This window comes from Micromonospora sp. IBHARD004 (genome assembly GCF_052814115.1).
In genome coordinates, this window is record NZ_CP199934.1 from 5510606 (window position 1) to 5531224 (window position 20619).

The following is a 20619-nucleotide window of genomic DNA, read 5'->3' on the forward strand; positions in this document are numbered from 1 at the left end:
CCACATCGGCGTCGTGGGGTCGATCAGACGTCGAGGGCGCCCACCACGTCGCCGATCACCACGATGGCGGGCGGGCGCAGGCCCGCCGCGGCCACGTCGGCGGCGACCGCGTCCAGCGTCGACCGGAGGCTGCGCTGGGCGCCCGTGGTGCCCTCCTGGACCACGGCGGCGGGCGTGGCCGGGTCCTTGCCGTGTCGGACCAGGGTGGCGGTGATCGCCGCCAGGTTCTTCAGGCCCATCAGGATGACCAGGGTTCCGCGCAGCGCGGCGAGGGCCTCCCAGTTCACCAGCGAAGCCGGCGAGTCCGGCGCGACGTGCCCGGAGACCACCGTGAACTCGTGCGCCACGGCCCGGTGGGTGACCGGAATGCCGGCCACCGCGGGTACGGCGATCGAGCTGGTCACCCCGGGCACCACGGTAACCGGCACGCCGGCCTCGGCGCAGGCGAGCAGCTCCTCGCCGCCGCGGCCGAAGACGTACGGGTCGCCGCCCTTGAGCCGGACCACGAACTTCCCGGCCAGCGCGCGCTCCACCAGGATCCGGTTGATCTCCTCCTGGGCCCGGGACGGGCCGTAGGGGATCTTGGAAGCGTCCACCAGCTCGACGTCGGGGCGCAGCTCGTCGAGGAGCAGCCCGGGCACCAGCCGGTCGGCGACCACCACGTCCGCCTCGGTCAGCAGCCGCCACCCCTTCACCGTGATCAGCTCAGGATCGCCCGGTCCGGCGCCCACCAGCGCCACCCGACCCGGGACGCCCCCGCCCCGCGCCGCCCCGGCCGCCACCGGCGCCCGCCCGCCCGAACCCGGGGCCGCCTCCGGACCGGTCGCGGCCGGCCCGCCGCCCGGGCTCCCGGCCGGTCCCGCCGCGGTTCCGCCGGCGGGTGCCAGGCCGGTGCGGACGTTGAGCAGGTCGCGGACGGCGTCGCGGACGGCCATCGCGCGGTGCGGGTCGCCGCCGCCGAGCACGGCGACGGTGACCGGTCCGTGCCGGGTCACCGCCGGGGTCCACGCGGTGGCGGCGGCGCGGTCGTCGGCGCGTACGCAGAAGATCCGGCGCTCGGCGGCGGCGGCGCTCACCGCGGCGGCGGCCACCCGGTCGTCGACGGCGACCTGGACCAGCCACGCGCCGTCCAGGTCGGCCGGGGCGAAGCGGCGCGGCTCCCAGCGCAGCCGGCCCGCGTCGACGTGGGCGCGCAGCGCCGGGGTCAGCTCCGGCGAGACCAGCAGGACGTCCGCGCCGGCGTCGAGCAGAGCCGGCACCCGCCGGGTGGCCACCGCTCCCCCGCCCACCACGACCACGCGCCGGCGGGCGAGCCGCAGGCCGAGGGGGTACGGGTTCCCACTCACTTCTCGGCCACCCCGGCCGAGTCGAAGGTGGCCACCTCGTGCAGCACCCGGACCGCGCCGGTGACGACCGGCAGCGCGAGCAGCGCCCCGGTCCCCTCGCCGAGGCGCAGCCCGAGGTCGATCAGCGGGTCGAGGCCCAGGTGCCGGAGCGCCGCGGTGGCCCCCGGCTCGGCGGAGCGGTGCCCGGCGACCATCGCCCCGACCGCGTCCGGGGCGAACGCGGCGGCGGCGAGCGCGGCGCTGACCGCGATCACGCCGTCCAGCAGCACCGGGACCCGGCGGGCGGCGGCCCCCAGGATCAGCCCGGCCAGCGCGGCGTGCTCCAGCCCACCGACCGCGGCCAGCACGCCCAGGGGGTCGGCCGGGTCGGGCGCGTGCCGGTCGAGCGCGGCCCGCACCACCCCGACCTTCCGCCGGTACGTCTCGTCGTCCACCCCGGTCCCGCGACCGGTCGCCGCCGCCGGGTCGACCCCGGCGAAGGCGGCGATCAGCGCGGCGGCCGGCGTGGTGTTGCCGATGCCCATGTCCCCGGTCAGCAGGATGCCCGCCCCGGCGTCGATCAGCTCGCCGGCGACCCGGATGCCGGTCTCCACCGCCGCCCGCGCCTCGTCCCGGGTGAGCGCGGCGCCGACCGTCATGTCCCGGGTGCCGGGTCGGACGTTCGCGGCCACCAGCCGGGGTCCGGCCGGGCCGGCGACCTCGGCCGGGTCCACCGGCAGCGGGGTGGCCACGCCGACGTCCACCACGGTCACCGAGGCGCCGGCCTGCCGGGCGAACGCGTTCACCACCGCCCCGCCGGCCAGGAAGTTGCCGATCATCTGGGCGGTGACCTCCTGCGGCCAGGGGGTGACCCCCTGGGCGTGCACCCCGTGGTCGCCGGCGAAGATCGCCACCGCGGCCGGCTCCGGCAGCGGCGGCGGGCAGCTCCCGGCCAGCCCGGCGAGGCGTACCGAGAGGGGTTCCAGGGCGCCGAGCGAGCCGGCGGGCTTGGTCAGCCGGCCCTGGAGGTCGCGGGCGGCCGCCATCGCCGCCTCGTCCAGCGGGCCGATCGCCGCAACAGTGGACTCCAACATCATGCCTCCAGGATTTCCGCCATTACCTCGGTGAACGCGTCGGTGGTGGCCTGGTCGCGCACCGCGATCCGCAGCCAGTCCGGGCCGAGCCCGGGGAAGCTGTCGCCCCGGCGGACCGCCCAGCCGCGCTCGCGCAGCCGTTCGCGGACCCGGTCGGCGCCGGGCCGGTGGATCAGCACGAAGGCGCTGGCCGGGTGGCCCGCGACGCGTACGCCGGGCAGGCCGCACAGGCGGGCCACCAGGTGGTCGCGGTCGGCGGCGAGCCGCGCGGCGATGGCGCGCTCGGCCGCGACGGCGTTCGGCGACGCGCAGGCGGTCGCGGCGGCGAGCGCCGGGGTGGAGACCGCCCAGAGCGGCTGGGCGGCGGCGAGGCGGGCGAGCAGCCCGGCCTCGCCGAGCAGGTAGCCGATCCGCAGGCCGGCCAGCCCCCAGGTCTTGGTCAGGCTGCGCACCACGAGCAGGCCGGGCAGGTCGCGGCGGCCCGCGAGGGACTCCGGCTCGCCGTCGACGCCGGGGGCGAGCGTGGTGTCGGCGAAGGCCTCGTCGACCACCAGCACCCGGCCCGGCCGGGCCAGCGCGGCCAGCGCGGCGGCCGGATGCAGCACTGAGGTGGGGTTGGTGGGGTTGCCGACCATCACCAGGTCGGCGTCGGCGGGCACCCGGGCCGGGTCGAGCCGGAAGCCGTCGGCCGGGTCGAGCAGCACCCGTTCGACGGCGTGCCCGGCGGCCCGCAACGCGGCCTCCGGCTCGGTGAACTGCGGGTGCACCACCACCGGTCGGCGGGCGTCGCGCAGCCCCTGGGCGATCAGGACGAAGGCCTCGGCGGCGCCGGCGGTGAGGAGTACCTCTTCCGGGGGACGGCCGTGCCGGGCCGCGACGGCCGCGCGGGCCGGCCCGGGGTCCGGGTAGGCGGCCAGGTCGGCCAGCGACGCGACCACCGGGTCGGCCAGCCAGTCCGGCATCGGGTCGCGGCGGACGTTGACGGCGAGGTCGACCAGGCCGGGGGTGGCCTCGACGTCGCCGTGGTGCGCGAGGTCCGGCTCGGGCCCGGCGGCCCGGCCCGCCCCGGCCGGCGACGGCGCTCCGGCGGCCTCCGGGGCCCGGGCGGGAGCGACCCCGTCAACGCTCGGCCCGGGGGCCGGATCCGTTCCGGGGCCGGGCGTCCCGATCAGCTCAGCGCGCATGTCCGCGATCCTGCCGGGAAGCTGCCGTGCGGGACAGCGGATCCCGACGTGGGCCGCGTCACCACCCCTCCACCCGCTCGCCCGTTTATGAATTCTTCTCATTTCCGAATCGGAAATGTCATAGCTTGACCAGGTGAGCAACCGACCCCTTGCCTCCGCTGGTCGTGCCGTTCCCCTCCTCCGCGCCGGGCTGATCGCCGGCATCGTGGTCGCCGCCGTGGCGTACCCGTTGGCCGCCTTCACCGGCATCGGCGCCAAGGCCACCGCGCACGCAGTGGAGCAGAAGACGAGCATCCTGAAGACCGCGCTGCCCGCCGAGACGTCGTACCTGTACGCGCCGGACGGCAAGACCGTGCTGACGATGTTCTACGAGGAATACCGGCAGTACACGAAGATCTCGGACATGTCGGCGAACATCCAGCAGGCGATCGTCGCCGCCGAGGACAACCGCTTCTACCAGCATCGCGGCGTCGACCCGAAGGGCGTGGCCCGGGCGTTCGTCGCGAACGCCCGCTCCAACGGCGTCTCCCAGGGCGCCTCCACGCTGACCATGCAGTACGTCCGGATGGCCCTGCGGGACAGCGCCAGCACCCCGAAGGAGGTCCAGGAGGCCACCCAGCAGACCAGCCTGCGCAAGGTCAAGGAGATGCGGATGGCGCTGGACGTGGAGAAGGAGCTGAGCAAGGAGCAGATCCTCGAGCGCTACCTCAACTCGGCCTACTTCGGCCACCGGGCATACGGGATCTACGCCGCCGCGCAGATCTTCTTCTCCAAGACCCCGGCCACCCTCACCCCGGTCGAGGCGGCCACCCTGGCCGGCCTGGTCAAGTCCCCCTCCGAGTACGACCCGATCACCTCGGACCAGAAGGACGCCACCGGCCGGCGCAACTACGTGCTGGACAACATGACCCGCCTCGGCTACATGTCACCCGACGCCGCCGCCGCCGCGAAGGCAGAACCGATCCGGATCAAGCTCACCAACCCGCCGAACGACTGCGCCTCGATCGACGACAAGCACACCCGTTGGGGCTTCTACTGCGACTACCTGAAGAACTGGTGGAGCGCGCAGCCGGCGTTCGGCGAGAACCGGCTGGAACGGATGGACAAACTGCGTCGCGGCGGATACCGGATCGTGCTGGCCATCGACCCGAAGATCCAGGACGCGGCCGAGAAGAACGTCGGGGCCAAGGAGAACACCGGCAGCCCGTTCGCCAACGGGATCGTGGTCGCCGAACCGGGCACCGGCCGGATCAAGGCGATGGCGGTGAACCGGAACTACTCGCTGGACCTGAGCGAGAACCCATCCAGCTCCAACCCGGAGGCCGGGCCTAAGGTCAAGGCGAACTACCCGAACACGGTCGCCCCGCTGCTCGGCGGGGGCTCGCTCCCTGGCTACCAGGCGGGATCGACGTTCAAGATGTTCCCGATGCTGGCCGCGCTCAACTCGGGCAAGACGCTGTCCACCGAGTTCAACGCCCCGTACCGGTACAGGTCGCGTGTCTACAACGACTGGCAGCCGACGAACGCCAGCGGCGCGATGAGCGGTCAGCAGACCATGTGGTCCGCCTTCGGCAAGTCGGTGAACACGTACTGGGTGTGGATGGAGGAGCAGATCGGCGCGGACAAGGGCGTCCGCCTCGCCGAACAGCTCGGGCTGCGCTGGCGTACCGACGTGGACCGGGACCATGCGTCCCCGACAAAGGCGAAGCAGTGGGGCGCGTTCACCCTAGGCGTCTCCGACGCCACCCCGCTGGAGATGGCGAACGCGTACGCCGCGATCGCCGCCGACGGTCGGTACTGCGAGGCCATCCCGGTGAACTCGATCCTGAACCGGGACGGGACGCCGGCCACGTACTCCACGCCCGGCGGGGTGCAGCGGGAGATCGCCAAGCCGCGCTGCCGGCAGGTGGTCAGCGCCGACGCGGCGCGGGCCGCCACCGACGCGGCCCGCTGCCCGACCGGCGACACCCCGGCGAAGGGGGGCTGCGGCGGCTGGTCGACCGCCGACAGCGTCCGGGGCACGGTGGGCCGCCCGGTGGCCGGCAAGACGGGTACCACGGACAGCACCCGGTCCGCCTGGTTCGTCGGGTACACCCCGGAGCTGGCGGCGGCGAGCTTCATCGCCGACCCGGACAACCCGTTCAACGCGGTGGGTGACGGTCAGTCGCAGGTCCCGATCGGCGCGGTGGCCGAGACCCTGCGCGACGCGCTCAAGGGCCAGCCCACCCGCCAGTTCACCCCGCCGTCCGACCAGATCGTCGGCTGACCGCGCCGCCGACCACCCACCACTGGACCGCCCGGGGGTGCGCCCGGGTTAGTTGATCAAGAGGTTTGCGTTCGGATCGCTGGCGATCCCCGACGCGAACCTCTTGATCAACTGTGTGGGGCCCGGGGCCGCGCCGGGGCGGGCCGGGTCAGCGGAGGTCGGCGGACACGAAGGACCAGAGTTCGAGGTCCACGCGGGCGCCGCGGACGAAGCCGGCGTTGCGCAGCAGGCCCTCGTAGCTGAAGCCGGCCTTCTCGGCCACCCGGCGGGACGCCACGTTCCCCGGCGCGACCCGCAGCTCGACCCGCTGGAAGCCGTGCTCCAGGATCAACGCGATGGCCAGCGCGTCCACCGCCTCGGCGGCCAGCCCGTAGCCCCGGGCGTGCGGCGCGATCGCGTAGGACACCTCGGTCAACCGCGCGCCCCAGTCGGTGCGGCGGGTCCACAGGCAGCCCACCACCCGCTGGTCCTCCCGGCGCAGCACCCCGTAGTGGTCGCCGTCGCCGCTGTCCCGGCGCTGCCGGGCCAGCTCCGTGCACCAGGCCCGCCCCTCGATCCGCCCCGAGGCCTCCGCCAGCGGCAACCAGCGCTGGGTCCGCCGGTCCGCGAAGATCTCGTCGACCGCCTCGGCGTCGGCCGCGGTGAGCTGCCGGACCTCGGTGCGCGGGGTGGAGACGGTCAGCGCCGGGAAGCGGCGCACCGCCACCTGTCCGATCACGCCGGGGCCTCCGCCGTCGCCGGCTCCACCGCCGCGGCGGCCACCAGCCGCGCGGCGATCTCCGGGTACGCGGCCCAGTGCGGGACGAGCTGCGAGGCGTGCACGCCCCGCCAGACGAAGCCCTCCGGCGCGCCGCCGTCCCAGCTCCACGCCGGCCGCTCGCCGGCCCGCGGGGTGAGCACCGCGGCGTGCTGCTTGTGCCCGACCACCACCGTGCCGGCGGCGGCCACCACGCCCTCCGTCCGGGCGGTCGCCTCCCGGTAGCCGATCACCATGCCGTCCCGGCTCGCGCCGATCGCGTCGAGCACCCCGCACATCGGCAGCCCGTCCAGCTCCCGGGCCAGCCAGAGCAGGCCGGTGCCCTCGGCGATCACCGGGCGGCCGGTGCGGGCCAGCTCGGCCACGGCGATGCAGAGCCGGCGGTTGGCCGACAGCTCGTCCGCGTACGACTCGGGAAGCCCGCCGCCGACGACCAGCGCGCGGGTGCCGGCGGGCAGGGCCTCGTCGCGCAGCGGGTCGACCGTGACCACCTCGGCGCCGGCGGCGCGGAGCAGCTCGGCCGTCTCCGGGTGGCTGTAGCTGCCGCCCGGGCCACCGGCGAGCGCGACCAGCGGACGCGGCCCGGCCGGCGCCCCCGCCACCGGCTCCGGCGACCAGGGGTCGACGGTCAGCTCCGGCGCCGAGCGGGCCAGCACCAGCAGCCGGTCCAGGTCGACGGTGGCGGCGACCGCCTCGCCCAGCCGGCGTACCGCGCGGACCGCCTCGCCGTCCCGCGCGACCGCGGGGACCAGGCCGTGCCGGCGGGCCGGCAGCACCGGGGGCAGCTCGTGCCGGCGCAGCGCGCCGTAGACCGGCACGCCGATGTCGTCGAGGGCCTCGCGGAGCATCGCCTCGTGCCGGGGCGAGGCCACCCGGTTGAGGATCACGCCGCCGAGCCAGAGCTGCTCGTCGTACGCCCGGAAGCCGTGCACCAGGGCGGCCACCGACTGCCCCATCGCGGCCACGTCCACCATCAGCACGACCGGGCTGCGCAGCGCGCCGGCGACCGCCGCCGTGGACTCGGTCTCCGGCCGGCCGGCGACCGAGTCGTAGAGCCCCATGGTGCCCTGCACCACCGCGAGCCCGGCCCCCGCGGAGCCGTGCGCGAAGAGCGGGGCGATCCGCTCCGGGCCGACCAGCCGGGGGTCCAGGTTGCGCCCCGGGCGGCCGGCGGCCAGCCCCAGGTACGCCGCGTCGACCTGGTCCGGCCCGATCTTGAAGCCGGCCACGTCGAGCCCCCGGTCCGCCAGCGCGGCGAGCAGCCCGAGGGAGAGGGCGCTGGTGCCGTGCCCCGAGGAGGGCGCGCTCAACACGACGCGCGGCACGACGGTCATCATCGACTCCTCGCAGGCGACCGGACGTACGTGGTGGGGGTGGTGCGCGGCGGCGGACCGGTCGCGCGGTCCGCCCGCGTGACCATACCCGGCCGGACCGACGGGCGACGGCCGCCGACCGGCCGGTTCGGGGCCCGCGCAGCTCAGTGGGCCCGCTCATACGGGTAGCCTCGATGCGTGTACCGGTTCCTGCTCACCCCGCGCTGGCTGGGCTGTCTCGCGCTGACCCTGGTCGCCGCCGCGCTGATGGTGTTCCTCGGCAACTGGCAGCTGGACCGCTACCGGGGACGTACGGCGATCAACGAGCGGATCGACGCCGGCGCGACCATGTCGCCCGCGCCGCTGCGCGACGCGATGCCCGCCCCGACCGGCGGGCCCGGCAGCGCCGGCCCCGCCCCCGCCGACCGGCTCACCTGGACCCGGGCCACCGCCACCGGCCGGTACGACCCCGCGAACGTGGTCCTGGTCCGCGGCCGGACGGTCGACAACACGGTCGGCTTCGAGGTGCTCACCCCGCTGGTGCTCGCCGACGGCACGGCCGTGCTGGTGGACCGGGGCTGGATCCCGCCGGCGCCCGGCGCCGGCGCCACCGCCCAGCCGCAGGTGCCGGCCGCGCCCACCGGCGAGGTGACCGTCGCCGGCCGGGTGGTGGCCAGCGAGAGCGGCGCGGGCGCGGTGGACCGGCGCGACGGCAAGCTGGAGACCCGGCGGATCGGCGTCAGCCGGCTCGCCCGGGAGCTGCCCTACCCGATCCACGGCGGTTACCTGCTGCTCGACCAGCAGACCCCGGCCGCCGACCCGGCCTTCCAGACGGTGCCGATCGGGCACACCAACAACTGGCAGAACTTCGGCTACGTGGTGCAGTGGTGGCTCTTCGCCGGCATGAGCCTCGTCGGCTACGGCTGGGTCGCCCGCCGGGAGGCGCGCCGGGCGGCCGGGCTGGACAAGCCCCGCCCGCCGATCGACCGGGCGGCCGAACCGGCGCCGAGCGCGTCGGTCTGACCGGGCGCACTCCCGCTCAGCCGGTGACCCGGCCGGCGTGGATTGCCCGCACCGCGTCGATGGTGTCGGCCTCCGCCGCGGTCTTGTCGTCCCGGTAACGGACCACCCGGGCGAACCGCAGCGCCATCCCGCCCGGGTAGCGGCTGCTGGTCTGCACCCCGTCGAACGCGATCTCGACGACCTGCTCGGGGCGCACCCGGACCACCCAGTCGCCCTTCTCCACCGCCAGGCCGAGGAACCGCTCGGTCTGCCAGCGCAGCAGCTCGTCGGTGAGCCCCTTGAACGTCTTGCCGAGCATCACGAACTCGCCGGTACGCGGCTCCCGGGCGCCCAGGTGCAGGTTGGAGAGCCAGCCCTGCCGGCGCCCGCTCCCCCACTCCACCGCCAGCACCACCAGGTCGAGGGTGTGCCGGGGCTTGACCTTGACCCAGGCCGACCCGCGCCGGCCCGCGTCGTAGGGGGCCGCCGGGTCCTTGACCACCACCCCCTCCTGACCGGCGTCGAGCGCGGCGGCGAACGCCGCGCCGGCCTGCTCGGGCCCGTCCACCTCCACCCGGCCGACCTGCAGCGTCGGGTCCACCGCGCCGGCCAGCGCGGCCCAGCGCTCCCGGCCCGGCAGGTCGATCAGATCCGCGCCGTCGAGGTGCAGCAGGTCGAAGAAGTACGGCGTCAGCACCGTCTCGCCGGTGGTCTCGGCGGCGGCCAGCACGGCCGGCGCGACCGGGGCGCCGCCGGTGGTGCTCGGGGTGGTGCGGCGAGCGGCCCGGCTGGAGGTCTGCTGGAAGGGCAGCGGGCGGCCGGTGGCGTCCAGCCCGATCGCCTCGCCGTCGAGGACCAGCTCCCGGGCGGGCAGCGCGCGCACGGCGGCGACCACCTCGGGCAGCCGGGAGGTGATCTCGTCCAGGCTGCGGGTGAAGACCGCGATGTCCTGGCCGGACCGGTGCACCTGGATCCGGATGCCGTCCAGCTTGACGTCGACCACCGCCGGGACGCCGGTCGCGGTGAGCGCCTCGTCCACCGAGGGGGCGCTCTGCGCCAGCATCGGGGCCAGCGGGCGGCCGACCTGGAGACCGAAGCCGGCCAGCGCGGCCGCGCCGCCGGAGAGCGCGGCCACCGCGACGGCCCGCAGGTCACCGGCGAGCAGCAACGCCCGGCGTACGGCCGGCAGGGGCACCTCGGCGGCCCGGGCGACCGCCTCGACGAGCAGCCCGGCCTGGGCGCCCTGCCGCAGCTCGCCGCTGAACAGGCCGACCAGCATCCGCTGCTCGTCGGCGGTGGCCGCGGCGAAGAGCCGGCCGACCAGCTCCCGGCGACGGGCCTGCGAGCCGGCGCCGCGCACCGACGCGATCTCGTCGATCGCCGCGTCGACCCCGGCCACGGTCAGCGTGGGCTCGGCGGCCGGCGGCGGCAGGTCACGCAGGCTGGCCCAGCCCACGCCCGTCTGCCGTTGGCGCAGCTCGCCGGCGAGGTAGCCGGAACCGGCCGGCACCTCGGGCGGGTCGAGCGACCGGAGCGCGGCGGCGAGCAGCTCCACCTTGGCCCGCCGGCCGCTGGTGGCGCCCACCGCGGCGGAGGTGGCCGCCAGGTCGAGGAACCGCACGGATCCCATCCTGCCAGCCACCCCCGACGCCGCGGCGTTTCCCGGCCGGGCGACGGATCCCGCGCGCCACCCGGCCCGGCTGCGGATCCCGCGCGCGACCCGGCCGACTCGTGAGCGGGAGGCCCAGAGCTGCCTGCCCGGCTCGTCACCGGTGCGACGCGACGAGGAGCCCGTGCCGGTCAGGCCGAGACGGGCTCCTCGATCCGCATGCCGCGGGCGCGGACCTCTTCGGCGACCCGGGTGAGCAGCGTGTCGAGGGCGACCAGCACGGCGGAGAGCTCGCCGAGCTGATCCTTGAGCGTGTCCTCGGGCCACGCGGAGACGTCGACGTCCCCCAGAGCACTCACCGCGGCCTGGAGCCGCGCCATCTCGTCGTTCGTACGCATGTTCGAAAGGCTATAACACCCCCGCGCCCGACACACCCCAAACTCCGACATCGGCCCCGAAGTTACGGTTCCGACACCTCAGCTCCGGTTGGTGCCCGCTTCGGCGACCTTCGCCAGCAGCAGCGCCTCGGCCAGGCAGACCCGGGCGAACTCGCCCAGGTGCAGGCTCTCGTTCGGCCCGTGCGCCCGGGCGTGCGGGTCCTCCACACCGGTCACCAGGATCGCCGCCTGCGGGAACATCTCCTGGAAGGTGGCGATGAAGGGGATCGACCCGCCGACGCCGATGTCCACCGGGTCGGTGCCGTCCCAGGCGCCCTTGAAGGCCGAACGGGCCGCGTCGAACATCGGCCCGGAGGCGTCGATGACACAGGGATCGCCGTCGTGCTCGAAGGTCACCGTCACCCGCGCGCCCCACGGCGCGTGCTCCTCCAGGTGGGCGCGGAGCGCCGCGTACGCCTTCTTCGGGTCGTCGCCCGGCGCCAGCCGTACGCTCAGCTTGGCCTTCGCGGACGGGACCAGCGCGTTCGGCGCCTCGCCGGTGGCGGGCGCGTCCACGCCGAGCACGGCGAGGGCCGGCTTGGTCCAGAGCCGGTCGGTGATCCGGCCGGTACCGATGAACTGCACACCCTCGGCCAGGCCGGCCTCGACCCGGATCCGGTCCTCCGGGTAGTCGACGCTGGCGCCCTCCCGGCCGACCAGCCCGGCGACGGCCACGTCCCCGGCGTCGTCGTGCAGGGTGGCCAGCAGCCGGACCAGCGCGGTCAGCGCGTCCGGCACCGCGCCGCCGAACATCCCGCTGTGCACCGCGTGCTCCAGGGTGCGGACCTCGACGAAGCAGTTGACGATGCCGCGCAGCGAGGTGGTCAGCGCCGGCACGCCGATGTCCCAGTTGCCGGAATCGGCGATCACGATGACGTCCGAGGCGATCTCCTCGCGGTGCTCCTCGAGCAGCCGCTCCAGCGAGTCGGAGCCGTACTCCTCCTCGCCCTCGATGAAGAGGACCACGCCGACCGGCAGGCGGTCGCCGAACGCGCGCAGCGCCGCGACGTGCGCCATGATGCCGGCCTTGTCGTCGGCGGCGCCCCGACCGTACAGGCGGCCGTCCCGCTCGACCGGCTCGAACGGGTCCGACAACCACAGCAAGCGATCGCCGACCGGCTGCACGTCGTGGTGGGCGTAGAGCAGCACGGTGGGCGCGCCGGGCGGGGCGGCCTTCTTTCCGATCACCGCCGGCTGACCGCCGGAGCGCACGATCTTGACGTCGAGGTCGCAGCCGCGCAGCAGCTCGGCCACCGCCTCGGCCGATCGCTCGACGTGCGAGTGGTCGAAGCCCTCGAAGGCGATGCCCGGTATGCGGACGAGACGTTCGAGGTCGGCACGGACTCCGGGCAGTTCACGCTCGACGGCGGCCCGCACCTCGGACTCGGACATGATCGGTGTGGTCATGACCGGCATCGTATGCCGGCCTTACCCGGCGGCACCTCCGAGCCCGCCCCGCCCGATCAGCGCGGTTTCCTGAAGAGGGGTTGTCTCCCGGCTCGCCGAGGCTGCTCGCCGCGGCAAGGCGTGCGGATCCCGGTGCGGACGGTCACGGCCGGCGGACGTAGTAGTGGGTGGCGTCGTGCGGGAGAGCCGGCGCGCCGTCCACTACCAGGTCGACCGCCGCCTCGGTGCCGTCGGCGGCGAAGTGCGCCCGCTCGCCGGCATGCCAGCGACGCAGCTCGGGCAGGATCTCCGACCCGTCCCGGGTGAGCGCGCGGGACAGCCGCAGCGGCGCCGGCGCGGCGACGAAGACCGACAGGGTCAGCTCCGACCGGACCGCCGCGCGCGCCACGCTCACCCCCTCCACGATCAGCACCGGCCCGACCGGCACCGGCACCTCCCGGTCCAGGAAGCAGCGCCGCACCCAGCTGTACGGCCGGTACGCCCCGGGCCGCCCGGCCCGCAGCGGCGCGAGCACCCACTCCTCCAGCCGCGGCCAGAAGGTGAACTGGTCGTCCCACCCGTCGAGCAGGTCGTCGGTACACACCACCGGTGGTCGCCCGCCGCCGGGCAGCGCGGCGAGGGCGTCCGCGAGCCGCGTCGCGAAGGCGCTCTTCCCCGCGCCGCTCGGCCCGTCGACCGCCACCATCCGGGTACGCCCCAACCGCGCCGGCCCGGCGAGCACCCGCCGGGCCAGCCCGGCGTACGCCTCGACCACCGCCACCGTCACCCGCCCGACGCTAGCCGATGGTCCCCCGTCCGCTGGATCCTGCGCGCCGGCAGGGCCGTTCGCCACGCGGACCGGCGACGCCACCGGCATCATCGGGAGGTGCTGCATGACGTGATGAGTCCGGGCATCGACGCCCTGCTGGAACAGGCCCGCGCCGGCCTCCGCCGGCTCACCCCGCACGGGACCATCGAGGCGGTCCGTGCGGGCGCGCTGCTGGTCGACACGCGTACCGAGATGCAGCGCCGCGAGCAGGGCGAGCTGCCCGGTGCGATCGTGATCGACCGGACCGTGCTGGAGTGGCGGCTCGACCCGGCGAGCGCCTGGCGGATCCCCGAGGCCACCGGCTACGACCGGGAGATCGTGGTGGTGTGCCGCCAGGGGTACAGCTCCAGCCTCGCCGCGGCCAGCCTCCAGGCCCTGGGGCTGCGCCGGGCCACGGACATGATCGGCGGCGTGGATGCCTGGCGGGAGGCGGGACTGCCGATGTCCGACCGCCTCGCCGACGTCCGCTACTGAGCGCCAACGCCCTGCGCCCAGCGACCCCGGGCGGCGTGAACGCTCGCTGTCGCCGGACTCCACCGGGCGGCCCTTCGGCGGCCTGATTCGCCGCGGGTCGGCGAATCGGTCCAGAGAGCCGCCAGGTCGGCGATGTGGCGCCGGCTCGCGTCCCGCCACTTCCCCGATCCGGACGAGCGGGGTGGCCGGGCCGACGCGGGTCGCCGGGGCGAGGGTGGGTGGTCAGGCGGGTGGGGCACCGGGCGGGATGAAGGGGAGGCCGGCGGGCGGCCCGGACTCGATCAGGCGCCAGAGGACGTCGGTGTCCAGGTGCTCCTCGACGAGGTCGCCGAGCAGGTCCAGGGTCCGCTCCCGGGCGGCGGCGAACGCGGTGTCCGGGGCGACCCGGAAGCCGGTCCGCCCGGCGAGCCCGGCCACCTCGGTGAGGAAGCGGCGACGGAACCCGTCGGACTCGAAGGCTCCGTGCCAGTGGGTGCCGTGCACCGCGCCGAGGAGCGCGCCCTCGGTACTGCCGTCGGTGTGGCGGAGCAGCGGGGCCAGGGTCGGGTCGGCGGCGGAGACGTACCCGTGGTGGATCTCGTAGCCGCGGACCGGGACGTCGCCGGTGCCGGTGCCGCTGGACTGGCGGACGGTCTTCCGCGGGTCGAAGGTGATCTCGATGGGGAGCAGGCCCAGCCCGGGGACGCTGCCCTGGCGGCTCTCCACCGGGTCGTGGATGGCCCGGGCGAGCATCTGGAAGCCGCCGCAGATGCCGAGCAGCGGCCTGCCGGCGGCGGCGTGCGCCAGTACCGCGTCGGCCAGCCCGGTCTCGCGCAGCCAGGCCAGGTCGGCCACGGTGGACTTGGAGCCGGGGAGTACGACCAGGTCGGCGGCGGCCAGTTCGGCGGGCTCGACGGTGAGCCGGACCCGGACGCCGGGCTCGGTGGCGAGCGCCTCGACGTCGGTGGCGTTGCTGATCCGGGGCAGCCGGACCACGGCGACATCCAGCCAGTCGGTGCCGTACGGGGCCGCCGGTCGACCGAGCACCCGGCCGTAGGCGAGCGAGTCCTCGGCGTCCAGCCAGAGGTCCAGTTCCCAGGGCAGCACCCCGTACGTCGGCCGGCCGGTGACCCGGTGCAGCATGTCCAGCCCCGGTTGGAGCAGCCCGGGGTCGCCGCGGAACTTGTTGATCACGAAGCCGGCGATCAGTGCCTGGTCGGCCGGGTCGAGCAGGGCGACCGTGCCGAACATCGAGGCGAAGACGCCGCCCCGGTCGATGTCACCGACCACGATCGTGGGCAGCCCGGCGTGCCGGGCGAGCCCCATGTTGACGTAGTCGCCGGCCCGCAGGTTGATCTCCGCCGGGCTGCCGGCGCCCTCGCAGATCACCACGTCGTACGCCGCGCGCAGCTCGGCGAGCGCGGCGAAGGCGGTCCCGGCGAGCCGAGGCCGCAGTTCGCGGAAGTTGCCGGCGGTGACGGTGTCGACGGCCTCGCCGAGCAGCACCACCTGGCTGGCGTGGTCGCTGCCGGGCTTGAGCAGCACCGGGTTGAAGCGCAGGTCGGGGGCGAGCCCGCAGGCGGCCGCCTGCATCGCCTGGGCGCGGCCGATCTCGCCGCCGCGACCGTCCGGGCCGACCACCACGGCGGAGTTGTTGGACATGTTCTGCGCCTTGAACGGCGCCACCTTCACGCCCTGCCGGTGCAGCCATCGGCAGATGCCGGCGGTGAGCACGCTCTTGCCGGCATCCGAGGTGGTCCCGGCGACGAGCAGCCCGCCGCTCACCGCCCGCTCCCCCGCGCCGCCCCCGCCCGGCCCACGCCGCCCACGGGCGGGCGGGACGCGACCCGGGCGGCCGCGGCGCCGTGCACGCCGCGCAGCGCGGACCGCCGCACCGTGCCGACCAGCCGCCCCATCGTGAGCGGATACGCCGCCGCGATCCCGAGGGCGGCCAGCCCGACCGCGCCGGAGATCCGGGCGGCCCGCTTGAGGTGCCGCGCCTCGGGTCGGGGGCCGTCGCCGAGGTACGGGCGCACCTCGGACCGGCCGAAGTAGACGTTGCGCCCGCCCAGCCGGACGCCGAGCGCGCCGGCCATGGCCGCCTCGCACTGGCCGGCGTTGGGGCTCGGGTGGTCGTTGCGGTCCCGGCGCCAGACCTGCCAGGCCCGGCCGCGGTCGCCGTGCGCGGTCGGCGCGACGGCGATGGTGAGCAGCCCGGTCAGCCGGGCGGGTACCAGGTTGAGCAGGTCGTCGAGGCGGGCGGCCGGGGTGCCGAACCGGGCGTAGCGGGGCGAGCGGTGCCCGACCATGGCGTCGAGCGTGTTCGCCGCGCGGTAGCCGAGCAGGCCGGGCAGCCCGGCGACCGCGCCCCAGACCAGCGGCGCGACGACGGCGTCGGAGGTGTTCTCGGCGACCGACTCGACGGTGGCCCGGGCCAGTTCCGGCTCGTCCAGCGCGGACGGGTCCCGACCGCAGAGGTGGCCGAGCCGGCCGCGGGCGGCGGGCAGGTCGTCCCGGCGCAACGCCCGGCCCATCACCCGCGACTCGTGCCGCAGGGTGCGGCCGCCCAGGACGGTCCAGGTGCCGGCGGCCACCAGCGCCGCCCGCGCCACCGGGTGCCGCCGGGTGGCCAGGGTGGCGGCGACGCCGAGCAGCACCGGGGCGCCCACGGCCAGCGCGGTGAAGGCCGCCCCGGCGGCCCGGTCCGGCCGGTAGAGCCGCTGCTCCAGCGCGCCGGCGGCCCGGCCGAAGCCGGCCACGGGGTGCCCGCGGCGGGGGTCGCCGAGGAGCGAGTCCAGGGCGTAACCCACCACCAGTCCTGCCGCGTTCGCCGTCGCGGTCGCCTGCCGCACCCGTCACCACCTCCGGCCGGCCAGCCTAGTCGTACGGCGGGGTGACCACCGTCGCGTCGCCACCCCGCTCCCCCGTGCACGACTCCAGGGTCAGGCGGGCACCGGCGCCCGCCCCCGACCGCGCCTCCCCCGACCGGTCGGGGTGACGCCGGTGGCGGTGTCGTCCACGACCGGGTCCAGCTCGTCGGGGGTCCCGGCGTCACCGGGCTCGGCGGCCAGCTCGTCGGCGTCCTCGTCGTCACCGGCGCCGTCGGTCCGGTCGTCGAATGGGTCGCTCACCGGCCCGAACTCACCGCCCGACGGACCGTCCAGGTCGAGGTCGGGCAGGCCGGGTCCGGCGTGCGGGGCGGCGAACCCGGGCAGCTCGAACTCGTCGTCGAACGGCCGGTCGTCGGGCGAGGCGGGCGCCTGCGCGGACGGCACCAGCTCGGTGGCCTCGCCGTGCACCCGGCGCTCCGCCTCGGCGTCCTCGACGGTGCTGGTGGTCATGCTGGGCCGGTTGCGCAGGAACCGGCCCCGACCGCGGGACAGGTCGTGGCCGACCGCGACGGCCTCCAGCTCGTAGAGGGTGCGGTGGTTGCCGGCGTCGTCGGTCCAGTCGCGGGTGTAGAGGCGGCCGGCGACGACCACCGGGTCGCCGACCATCACCGAGGCGGCCACCCCCTCGGCCAGCTTGCGCCAGCAGTTGACCCGGACGCGGGTCTTGCGTGACTGCCACATGAGGCCCCGACCCAAAAGAACGACCCCCGGCGGCGCTCCAACGCCGGCCCGGGGGTCTTGATCGCCGCTGGAGGCGACCCATGCACGAGAGTACCCAAGCGCGCCCGCTCGCGCCCCGCCTCGTCCTGGCCTACGTCGGCCCGGCCCGCGGCCTCGCCGCGTACCTCCGGTCGCTCGCCGTGGCGGTGGCCCAGTGAGCATCGAAGCCGTCTCGTGGGCGCTCAGCGACGCCCCCGACGTCCCGCCGCAGTGCGTCGCCGTGCTGATCGGCCTCGCCAACCACGCGCACGCGAACGGACGCGCCGCGTTTCCCTCGCAGGAGCGTCTAGCGCACTACGCCCGTAAGACGGTCCGCTCGGTCCAGAACGACCTAAAGACGTTGGAGCGCCTCGGCCTTATCCGGCGCGGCGACCAACGGCACACCGCGTTTCTCCCGGCCGACCGGCGCCCCGTCGTCTACGACCTCGCCATGGGGCGCCGCCGGCCTCTCCCCGGCGCCCTGGACCCGTTCGCCGAGCCGCAGTCGGGCGGCCCGACCGAGGTCCCGCAGCCGGCCGAGGACCGGGACGAAGCCGACTTCGTCCCGGTAGCGGACCGGGGTGAGGCACGCTTCCGAACGGGGCGAAGCGTGCTACCGACCGGGGCGAAGCGTGCTTCGGGGGAACCGTCCTTAACCATCAATAACCAAGAGCGCGCCCGCTCCCTACGGGGCGGCGCCGCGCTACCAACCAACCCCCGCGCCGGTCAGTGTCCGAAGCATCGAGGCTCGCCCGCGAACAACTGCGGCCCCTGCCGCGCCGAGCGTCTCGGGGGTGCCGCGTGACCACCCGCCCGACCCGCGCCGAGCGGGCCGAGTCCGTCGTCCTCGTGGCGATCCTCCTCGTCGTCGGCGTCGCCGCTGGCGCAGCCTCGTTTACACACGTTCACGACTGGACGATGAGCAACAGCCCCGCCGGCACCCCGGATTGGTTCGGCTGGGCCAACGCGTGCATTTCGGAGCTTGTCCCGGTTGCCGCGCTGCTGGACATCCGCCGCCGTCGCCGCGCCAGCAAGGCCGCGGGTTACCCGCTGGCGCTGCTCGTCGCCGCCGCCGGTCTGTCGCTCTCGGCGCAGCTCGCCGTCGCCAAGCCGGGCCTGTCTGGCGGCCTCCTGTCGGCCGTCCCGGCGCTGGCCTTTATGGCGCTGGTCAAGCTCGTCTTCTCGTCGTCGCCCGCCGCCGTCGCCGACACCGCGACGCCCGCCCACGTCGCCGACGTCGCCCCGGCCCCGGTCGCCGATCTGTCGCCCGCCGCCAGCGTCGCCCCGGTCGTCGATCTGTCGGCCGCCCGTGTCGTCGCCTCCGTTGTCGCCGCGACGTCGACCCCCGCGAAGGCGACGGCCCGCCAGTCGTCCGCCGACGCGATCCGCGCCGCCGCCGTACCGGGCGCGACCCCGGCGAGCGTCGCCGCCGACCTCGGCGTCAGTGTGCGGACGTGCCAGCGACACTGGCCGCGCCAGTCTGTCGCGACGCCCGCTCTTGTCGTAGCCGCCGCCTAACGTCCGCCAGCGGGGCCGGTAGCTACGGCCGCCGGCCCCGCCCGCCCCCGCCGCCCGAGGAGCCCCCCATGCCATGGCGCCCGCAACCCGCGTCCCTCGTCTACGCCCCGCCGAGCTACCCCTCGCCGACCTACCGAGGCCCCGGCGAGATCACCGCCGTGCGGCTCGCCGGTAAGACCGTCGGCCACCTCTTCCGCCAGGGCGACGACCGCCTCGGCTACCTCCCGGCCGCCGACCTGGACGAGGACGGCCACACGTTGCGACTCATGGTGTACGACATCCTGCGCGAGTACGCCCGCGAGGGACAGCCGCGCGACGAGGCGTGGGCGAAGGTCCTGCGCCATGTCCCGCACGGCGATCCCGTCGTCGGGCCGCTGGACGCGTTCCGAGCGGTCGAGAACGACTGAACACCCCGGCCGCCGCTGGCGCATAGGCAGGACGTCACCCCACGTCGAAGGAGCCGCCCACCATGTCCAGCAGCGCCCCCGCCTCATCATCACCCGCCCCCGTCGTGACCTACTGCGGCGAAGTAGACGCCCCTAGCGGCCTCCTCCTCGTCTGCGACCCGTCGAGCCTGCCGGCCGACCTCCTGGAGCAACTCACCACGCCCGGCCCGGACGGCCTGCCCCCGCTCGGCGCGGTCGTCCGTCTCCCCGGCGACGCCCGCTCGGTCTACCTCGACGGCCACGCGAGCGAAGAGGCGGGCGGCGCGTTTCTGGCCGTGAGCCCCGACGACGACGGCGCGTGGTTGCCGCTGGACGGCGCGAGCCTGGCCGCCCGCTGGGACGACGTCTGCCCGTGCTGCCGCGTCGCCGACGACCTCGACGCCCTCGCCCCGGCGCACGCCCGCGCCGCTACGGCCTCATAACCGGCCCGCTTGGCCGACGTCCTCAAGCGAGGCCCTGGCGGCCCGCCTAGATCAATCCGAGCCCGTCGGTTCACCCGCGAGGGTGGCCCGGCGGGCTTTCGGCGTATCCGGCGGCGGGAGCGGCTTGCCACCCGCCCCGCCTTTCGCCCTCAAGCGCTTGCGGACGTTGCGCAGCCCGTCGGTCATTCTGAAGTTTCGTTCTGCCCAGGCTTGCCAGTCCGTGTCGGGGTCCTCCGTGTCACGCAGCAACTCGACCGTTTGCCGGATGCCTCGGATACGCCAGTCCCGCGTCGCGGCGCTGAGGACCGGCCGCCAAATTGCGTCCGCCACGAGGTCCCTAGCGGCTACCACCACCGCGTCAACATCACCGGAAAGCCAGCCCATGTCGGGTAGGCCAGGCGGGATGTCGGGCTCCGAGTACTTGCCGTAGGTCCTACGGGTTGAGTCAAAACTCACGTAGGCGGCCGCCGCGTAGACGCCGACCACCGACCGGGGAAGGCCGGCGCTGACGGCCTCGGCCTCGAACGCCGCGACGGCGGCCTCAAACTCGACCTCTTCGGCGTAGTCCTTGCTTTTGGCCCACCGCCGGCGCTCGACCTCGGCGAGACGTTGCCGCACCGCGCTACGGGCCGCGCGCTTCTCCCGCGCGTGCGTGAGGTAGGGCACCAGCGCCCCGCCGACGAGCCCACCGAACAGCGCTTGCGCGATTGCGGCTACGTCCACCCTGGGGACTCCTTATCGACGACACCCGGCGGGGCCAGCATGGAGGGCGGTGTCAAGGCGGACCGCGCCCAGCCCGGCCGACCGCCCCGCTGGACGCCGCCCCGTGCGGCCCCGGCGGGGCGTTTCGTCGTTGTGGGCCGCCGTGGCGGGGCGACGCCGCGGGGACGACGCCGGGGAGGGCGGCGAGGCGCCCGTAGCCACGGCCGCGGGCGACGCGGGAGAGGCGCGATCGTCACCCGAGAGTGAATGAGTGATGTAACACCCT

General features: G+C 75.5%; 19 protein-coding genes and 1 pseudogene. 7 read left to right on the forward strand and 13 right to left on the reverse strand.

Going from position 1 to position 20619, the window contains the following annotated elements; translation table 11 throughout:
- Window positions 1–23: 23 nt before the first annotated feature.
- Genes cobA through cobC form a run of 3 tightly spaced genes read right to left on the reverse strand, consistent with a single transcriptional unit; the run spans window position 24 to window position 3603 of the window.
- Complete coding sequence (cobA, locus tag ACTWO6_RS26810) at window positions 24–1346, reverse strand: uroporphyrinogen-III C-methyltransferase (RefSeq protein ID WP_446216528.1); 1323 nt, start codon at window positions 1344–1346, stop codon at window positions 24–26.
- Entirely contained in the window at window positions 1343–2419 is a 1077-nt protein-coding gene (gene cobT / locus ACTWO6_RS26815; protein ID WP_446220777.1) for a nicotinate-nucleotide--dimethylbenzimidazole phosphoribosyltransferase, read from the reverse strand. Before cobT ends, cobA begins: the two co-directional genes overlap by 4 nt.
- Window positions 2419–3603 carry an Rv2231c family pyridoxal phosphate-dependent protein CobC gene (gene cobC / locus ACTWO6_RS26820; RefSeq protein ID WP_446216529.1) on the reverse strand — a complete coding sequence of 395 codons (1185 nt, stop codon included), beginning with the start codon at window positions 3601–3603 and terminating at the stop codon, window positions 2419–2421. The genes cobT and cobC overlap by 1 nt, the downstream gene beginning before the upstream one ends.
- A 133-nt stretch (window positions 3604–3736) precedes the next feature.
- Here cobC and ACTWO6_RS26825 point away from each other — a divergent pair, with 133 nt between their 5' ends.
- The gene (locus ACTWO6_RS26825; protein WP_446216530.1) at window positions 3737–5869 is read left to right on the forward strand and encodes a transglycosylase domain-containing protein; all 2133 of its coding nucleotides are present in this window, start codon (window positions 3737–3739) and stop codon (window positions 5867–5869) included.
- Between the two features lie 148 nt (window positions 5870–6017).
- Here ACTWO6_RS26825 and ACTWO6_RS26830 read toward each other — a convergent pair whose 3' ends face one another.
- Entirely contained in the window at window positions 6018–6587 is a 570-nt protein-coding gene (locus ACTWO6_RS26830) for a GNAT family N-acetyltransferase (RefSeq protein ID WP_446216531.1), read from the reverse strand.
- Window positions 6584–7960 carry a cobyrinate a,c-diamide synthase gene (locus tag ACTWO6_RS26835; protein WP_446216532.1) on the reverse strand — a complete coding sequence of 459 codons (1377 nt, stop codon included), beginning with the start codon at window positions 7958–7960 and terminating at the stop codon, window positions 6584–6586. Before ACTWO6_RS26835 ends, ACTWO6_RS26830 begins: the two co-directional genes overlap by 4 nt.
- Before the next feature lie 177 nt (window positions 7961–8137).
- Here ACTWO6_RS26835 and ACTWO6_RS26840 point away from each other — a divergent pair, with 177 nt between their 5' ends.
- Window positions 8138–8962, forward strand: a complete 825-nt coding sequence (locus ACTWO6_RS26840) for an SURF1 family cytochrome oxidase biogenesis protein (RefSeq protein ID WP_446216533.1) — start codon at window positions 8138–8140, stop codon at window positions 8960–8962.
- A 16-nt stretch (window positions 8963–8978) separates the two neighbouring features.
- Here ACTWO6_RS26840 and ACTWO6_RS26845 read toward each other — a convergent pair whose 3' ends face one another.
- The 4 genes from ACTWO6_RS26845 to ACTWO6_RS26860 form a co-directional block, all read right to left on the reverse strand.
- Complete coding sequence (locus ACTWO6_RS26845) at window positions 8979–10571, reverse strand: ATP-dependent DNA ligase (protein ID WP_446216534.1); 1593 nt, start codon at window positions 10569–10571, stop codon at window positions 8979–8981.
- A 170-nt stretch (window positions 10572–10741) separates the two neighbouring features.
- Complete coding sequence (locus ACTWO6_RS26850; protein WP_446216535.1) at window positions 10742–10948, reverse strand: hypothetical protein; 207 nt, start codon at window positions 10946–10948, stop codon at window positions 10742–10744.
- Window positions 10949–11026: 78 nt separating this feature from the next.
- On the reverse strand, window positions 11027–12379 hold the full coding sequence (locus ACTWO6_RS26855) for a M20/M25/M40 family metallo-hydrolase (RefSeq protein WP_446220778.1): 1353 nt from the start codon (window positions 12377–12379) through the stop codon (window positions 11027–11029).
- 157 nt (window positions 12380–12536) lie between these two features.
- Complete coding sequence (locus tag ACTWO6_RS26860) at window positions 12537–13160, reverse strand: uridine kinase family protein (protein ID WP_446216536.1); 624 nt, start codon at window positions 13158–13160, stop codon at window positions 12537–12539.
- 114 nt (window positions 13161–13274) lie between these two features.
- Here ACTWO6_RS26860 and ACTWO6_RS26865 point away from each other — a divergent pair, with 114 nt between their 5' ends.
- On the forward strand, window positions 13275–13676 hold the full coding sequence (locus ACTWO6_RS26865; RefSeq protein ID WP_446220779.1) for a rhodanese-like domain-containing protein: 402 nt from the start codon (window positions 13275–13277) through the stop codon (window positions 13674–13676).
- 222 nt (window positions 13677–13898) lie between these two features.
- Here the strand turns inward: ACTWO6_RS26865 and ACTWO6_RS26870 are convergent, their stop codons facing one another.
- The 3 genes and pseudogenes from ACTWO6_RS26870 to ACTWO6_RS26880 all read right to left on the reverse strand — a co-directional run.
- Window positions 13899–15440, reverse strand: a complete 1542-nt coding sequence (locus tag ACTWO6_RS26870) for a cobyric acid synthase (protein ID WP_446216537.1) — start codon at window positions 15438–15440, stop codon at window positions 13899–13901.
- A complete protein-coding gene (locus ACTWO6_RS26875) occupies window positions 15437–16507 on the reverse strand; it encodes a cobalamin biosynthesis protein (protein WP_446216538.1) in 1071 nt (356 codons plus the stop codon). The genes ACTWO6_RS26870 and ACTWO6_RS26875 overlap by 4 nt, the downstream gene beginning before the upstream one ends.
- Window positions 16508–16597: 90 nt before the next feature.
- A pseudogene (locus ACTWO6_RS26880) lies at window positions 16598–17206 on the reverse strand (single-stranded DNA-binding protein); the annotation flags it as partial.
- Between the two features lie 214 nt (window positions 17207–17420).
- Between ACTWO6_RS26880 and ACTWO6_RS26885 the strand changes: the two are divergent.
- The 4 genes from ACTWO6_RS26885 to ACTWO6_RS26900 all read left to right on the forward strand — a co-directional run bounded on the left by ACTWO6_RS26885 (window position 17421) and on the right by ACTWO6_RS26900 (window position 19631).
- On the forward strand, window positions 17421–18050 hold the full coding sequence (locus ACTWO6_RS26885) for a helix-turn-helix domain-containing protein (RefSeq protein ID WP_446216539.1): 630 nt from the start codon (window positions 17421–17423) through the stop codon (window positions 18048–18050).
- A complete protein-coding gene (locus tag ACTWO6_RS26890) occupies window positions 18047–18763 on the forward strand; it encodes a DUF2637 domain-containing protein (protein ID WP_446216540.1) in 717 nt (238 codons plus the stop codon). Before ACTWO6_RS26885 ends, ACTWO6_RS26890 begins: the two co-directional genes overlap by 4 nt.
- A 68-nt stretch (window positions 18764–18831) precedes the next feature.
- Window positions 18832–19170 (forward strand): hypothetical protein, encoded by a 339-nt coding sequence (locus ACTWO6_RS26895; RefSeq protein ID WP_446216541.1) that lies wholly within the window; start codon window positions 18832–18834, stop codon window positions 19168–19170.
- Between the two features lie 62 nt (window positions 19171–19232).
- Window positions 19233–19631 (forward strand): hypothetical protein, encoded by a 399-nt coding sequence (locus ACTWO6_RS26900; protein WP_446216542.1) that lies wholly within the window; start codon window positions 19233–19235, stop codon window positions 19629–19631.
- A 51-nt stretch (window positions 19632–19682) separates the two neighbouring features.
- On the opposite strand, the gene ACTWO6_RS26905 is transcribed toward ACTWO6_RS26900, so the two are convergent.
- Window positions 19683–20354, reverse strand: coding sequence for a hypothetical protein (locus tag ACTWO6_RS26905; protein ID WP_446216543.1), 672 nt, complete (start codon window positions 20352–20354; stop codon window positions 19683–19685).
- Window positions 20355–20619 lie beyond the last annotated feature (265 nt).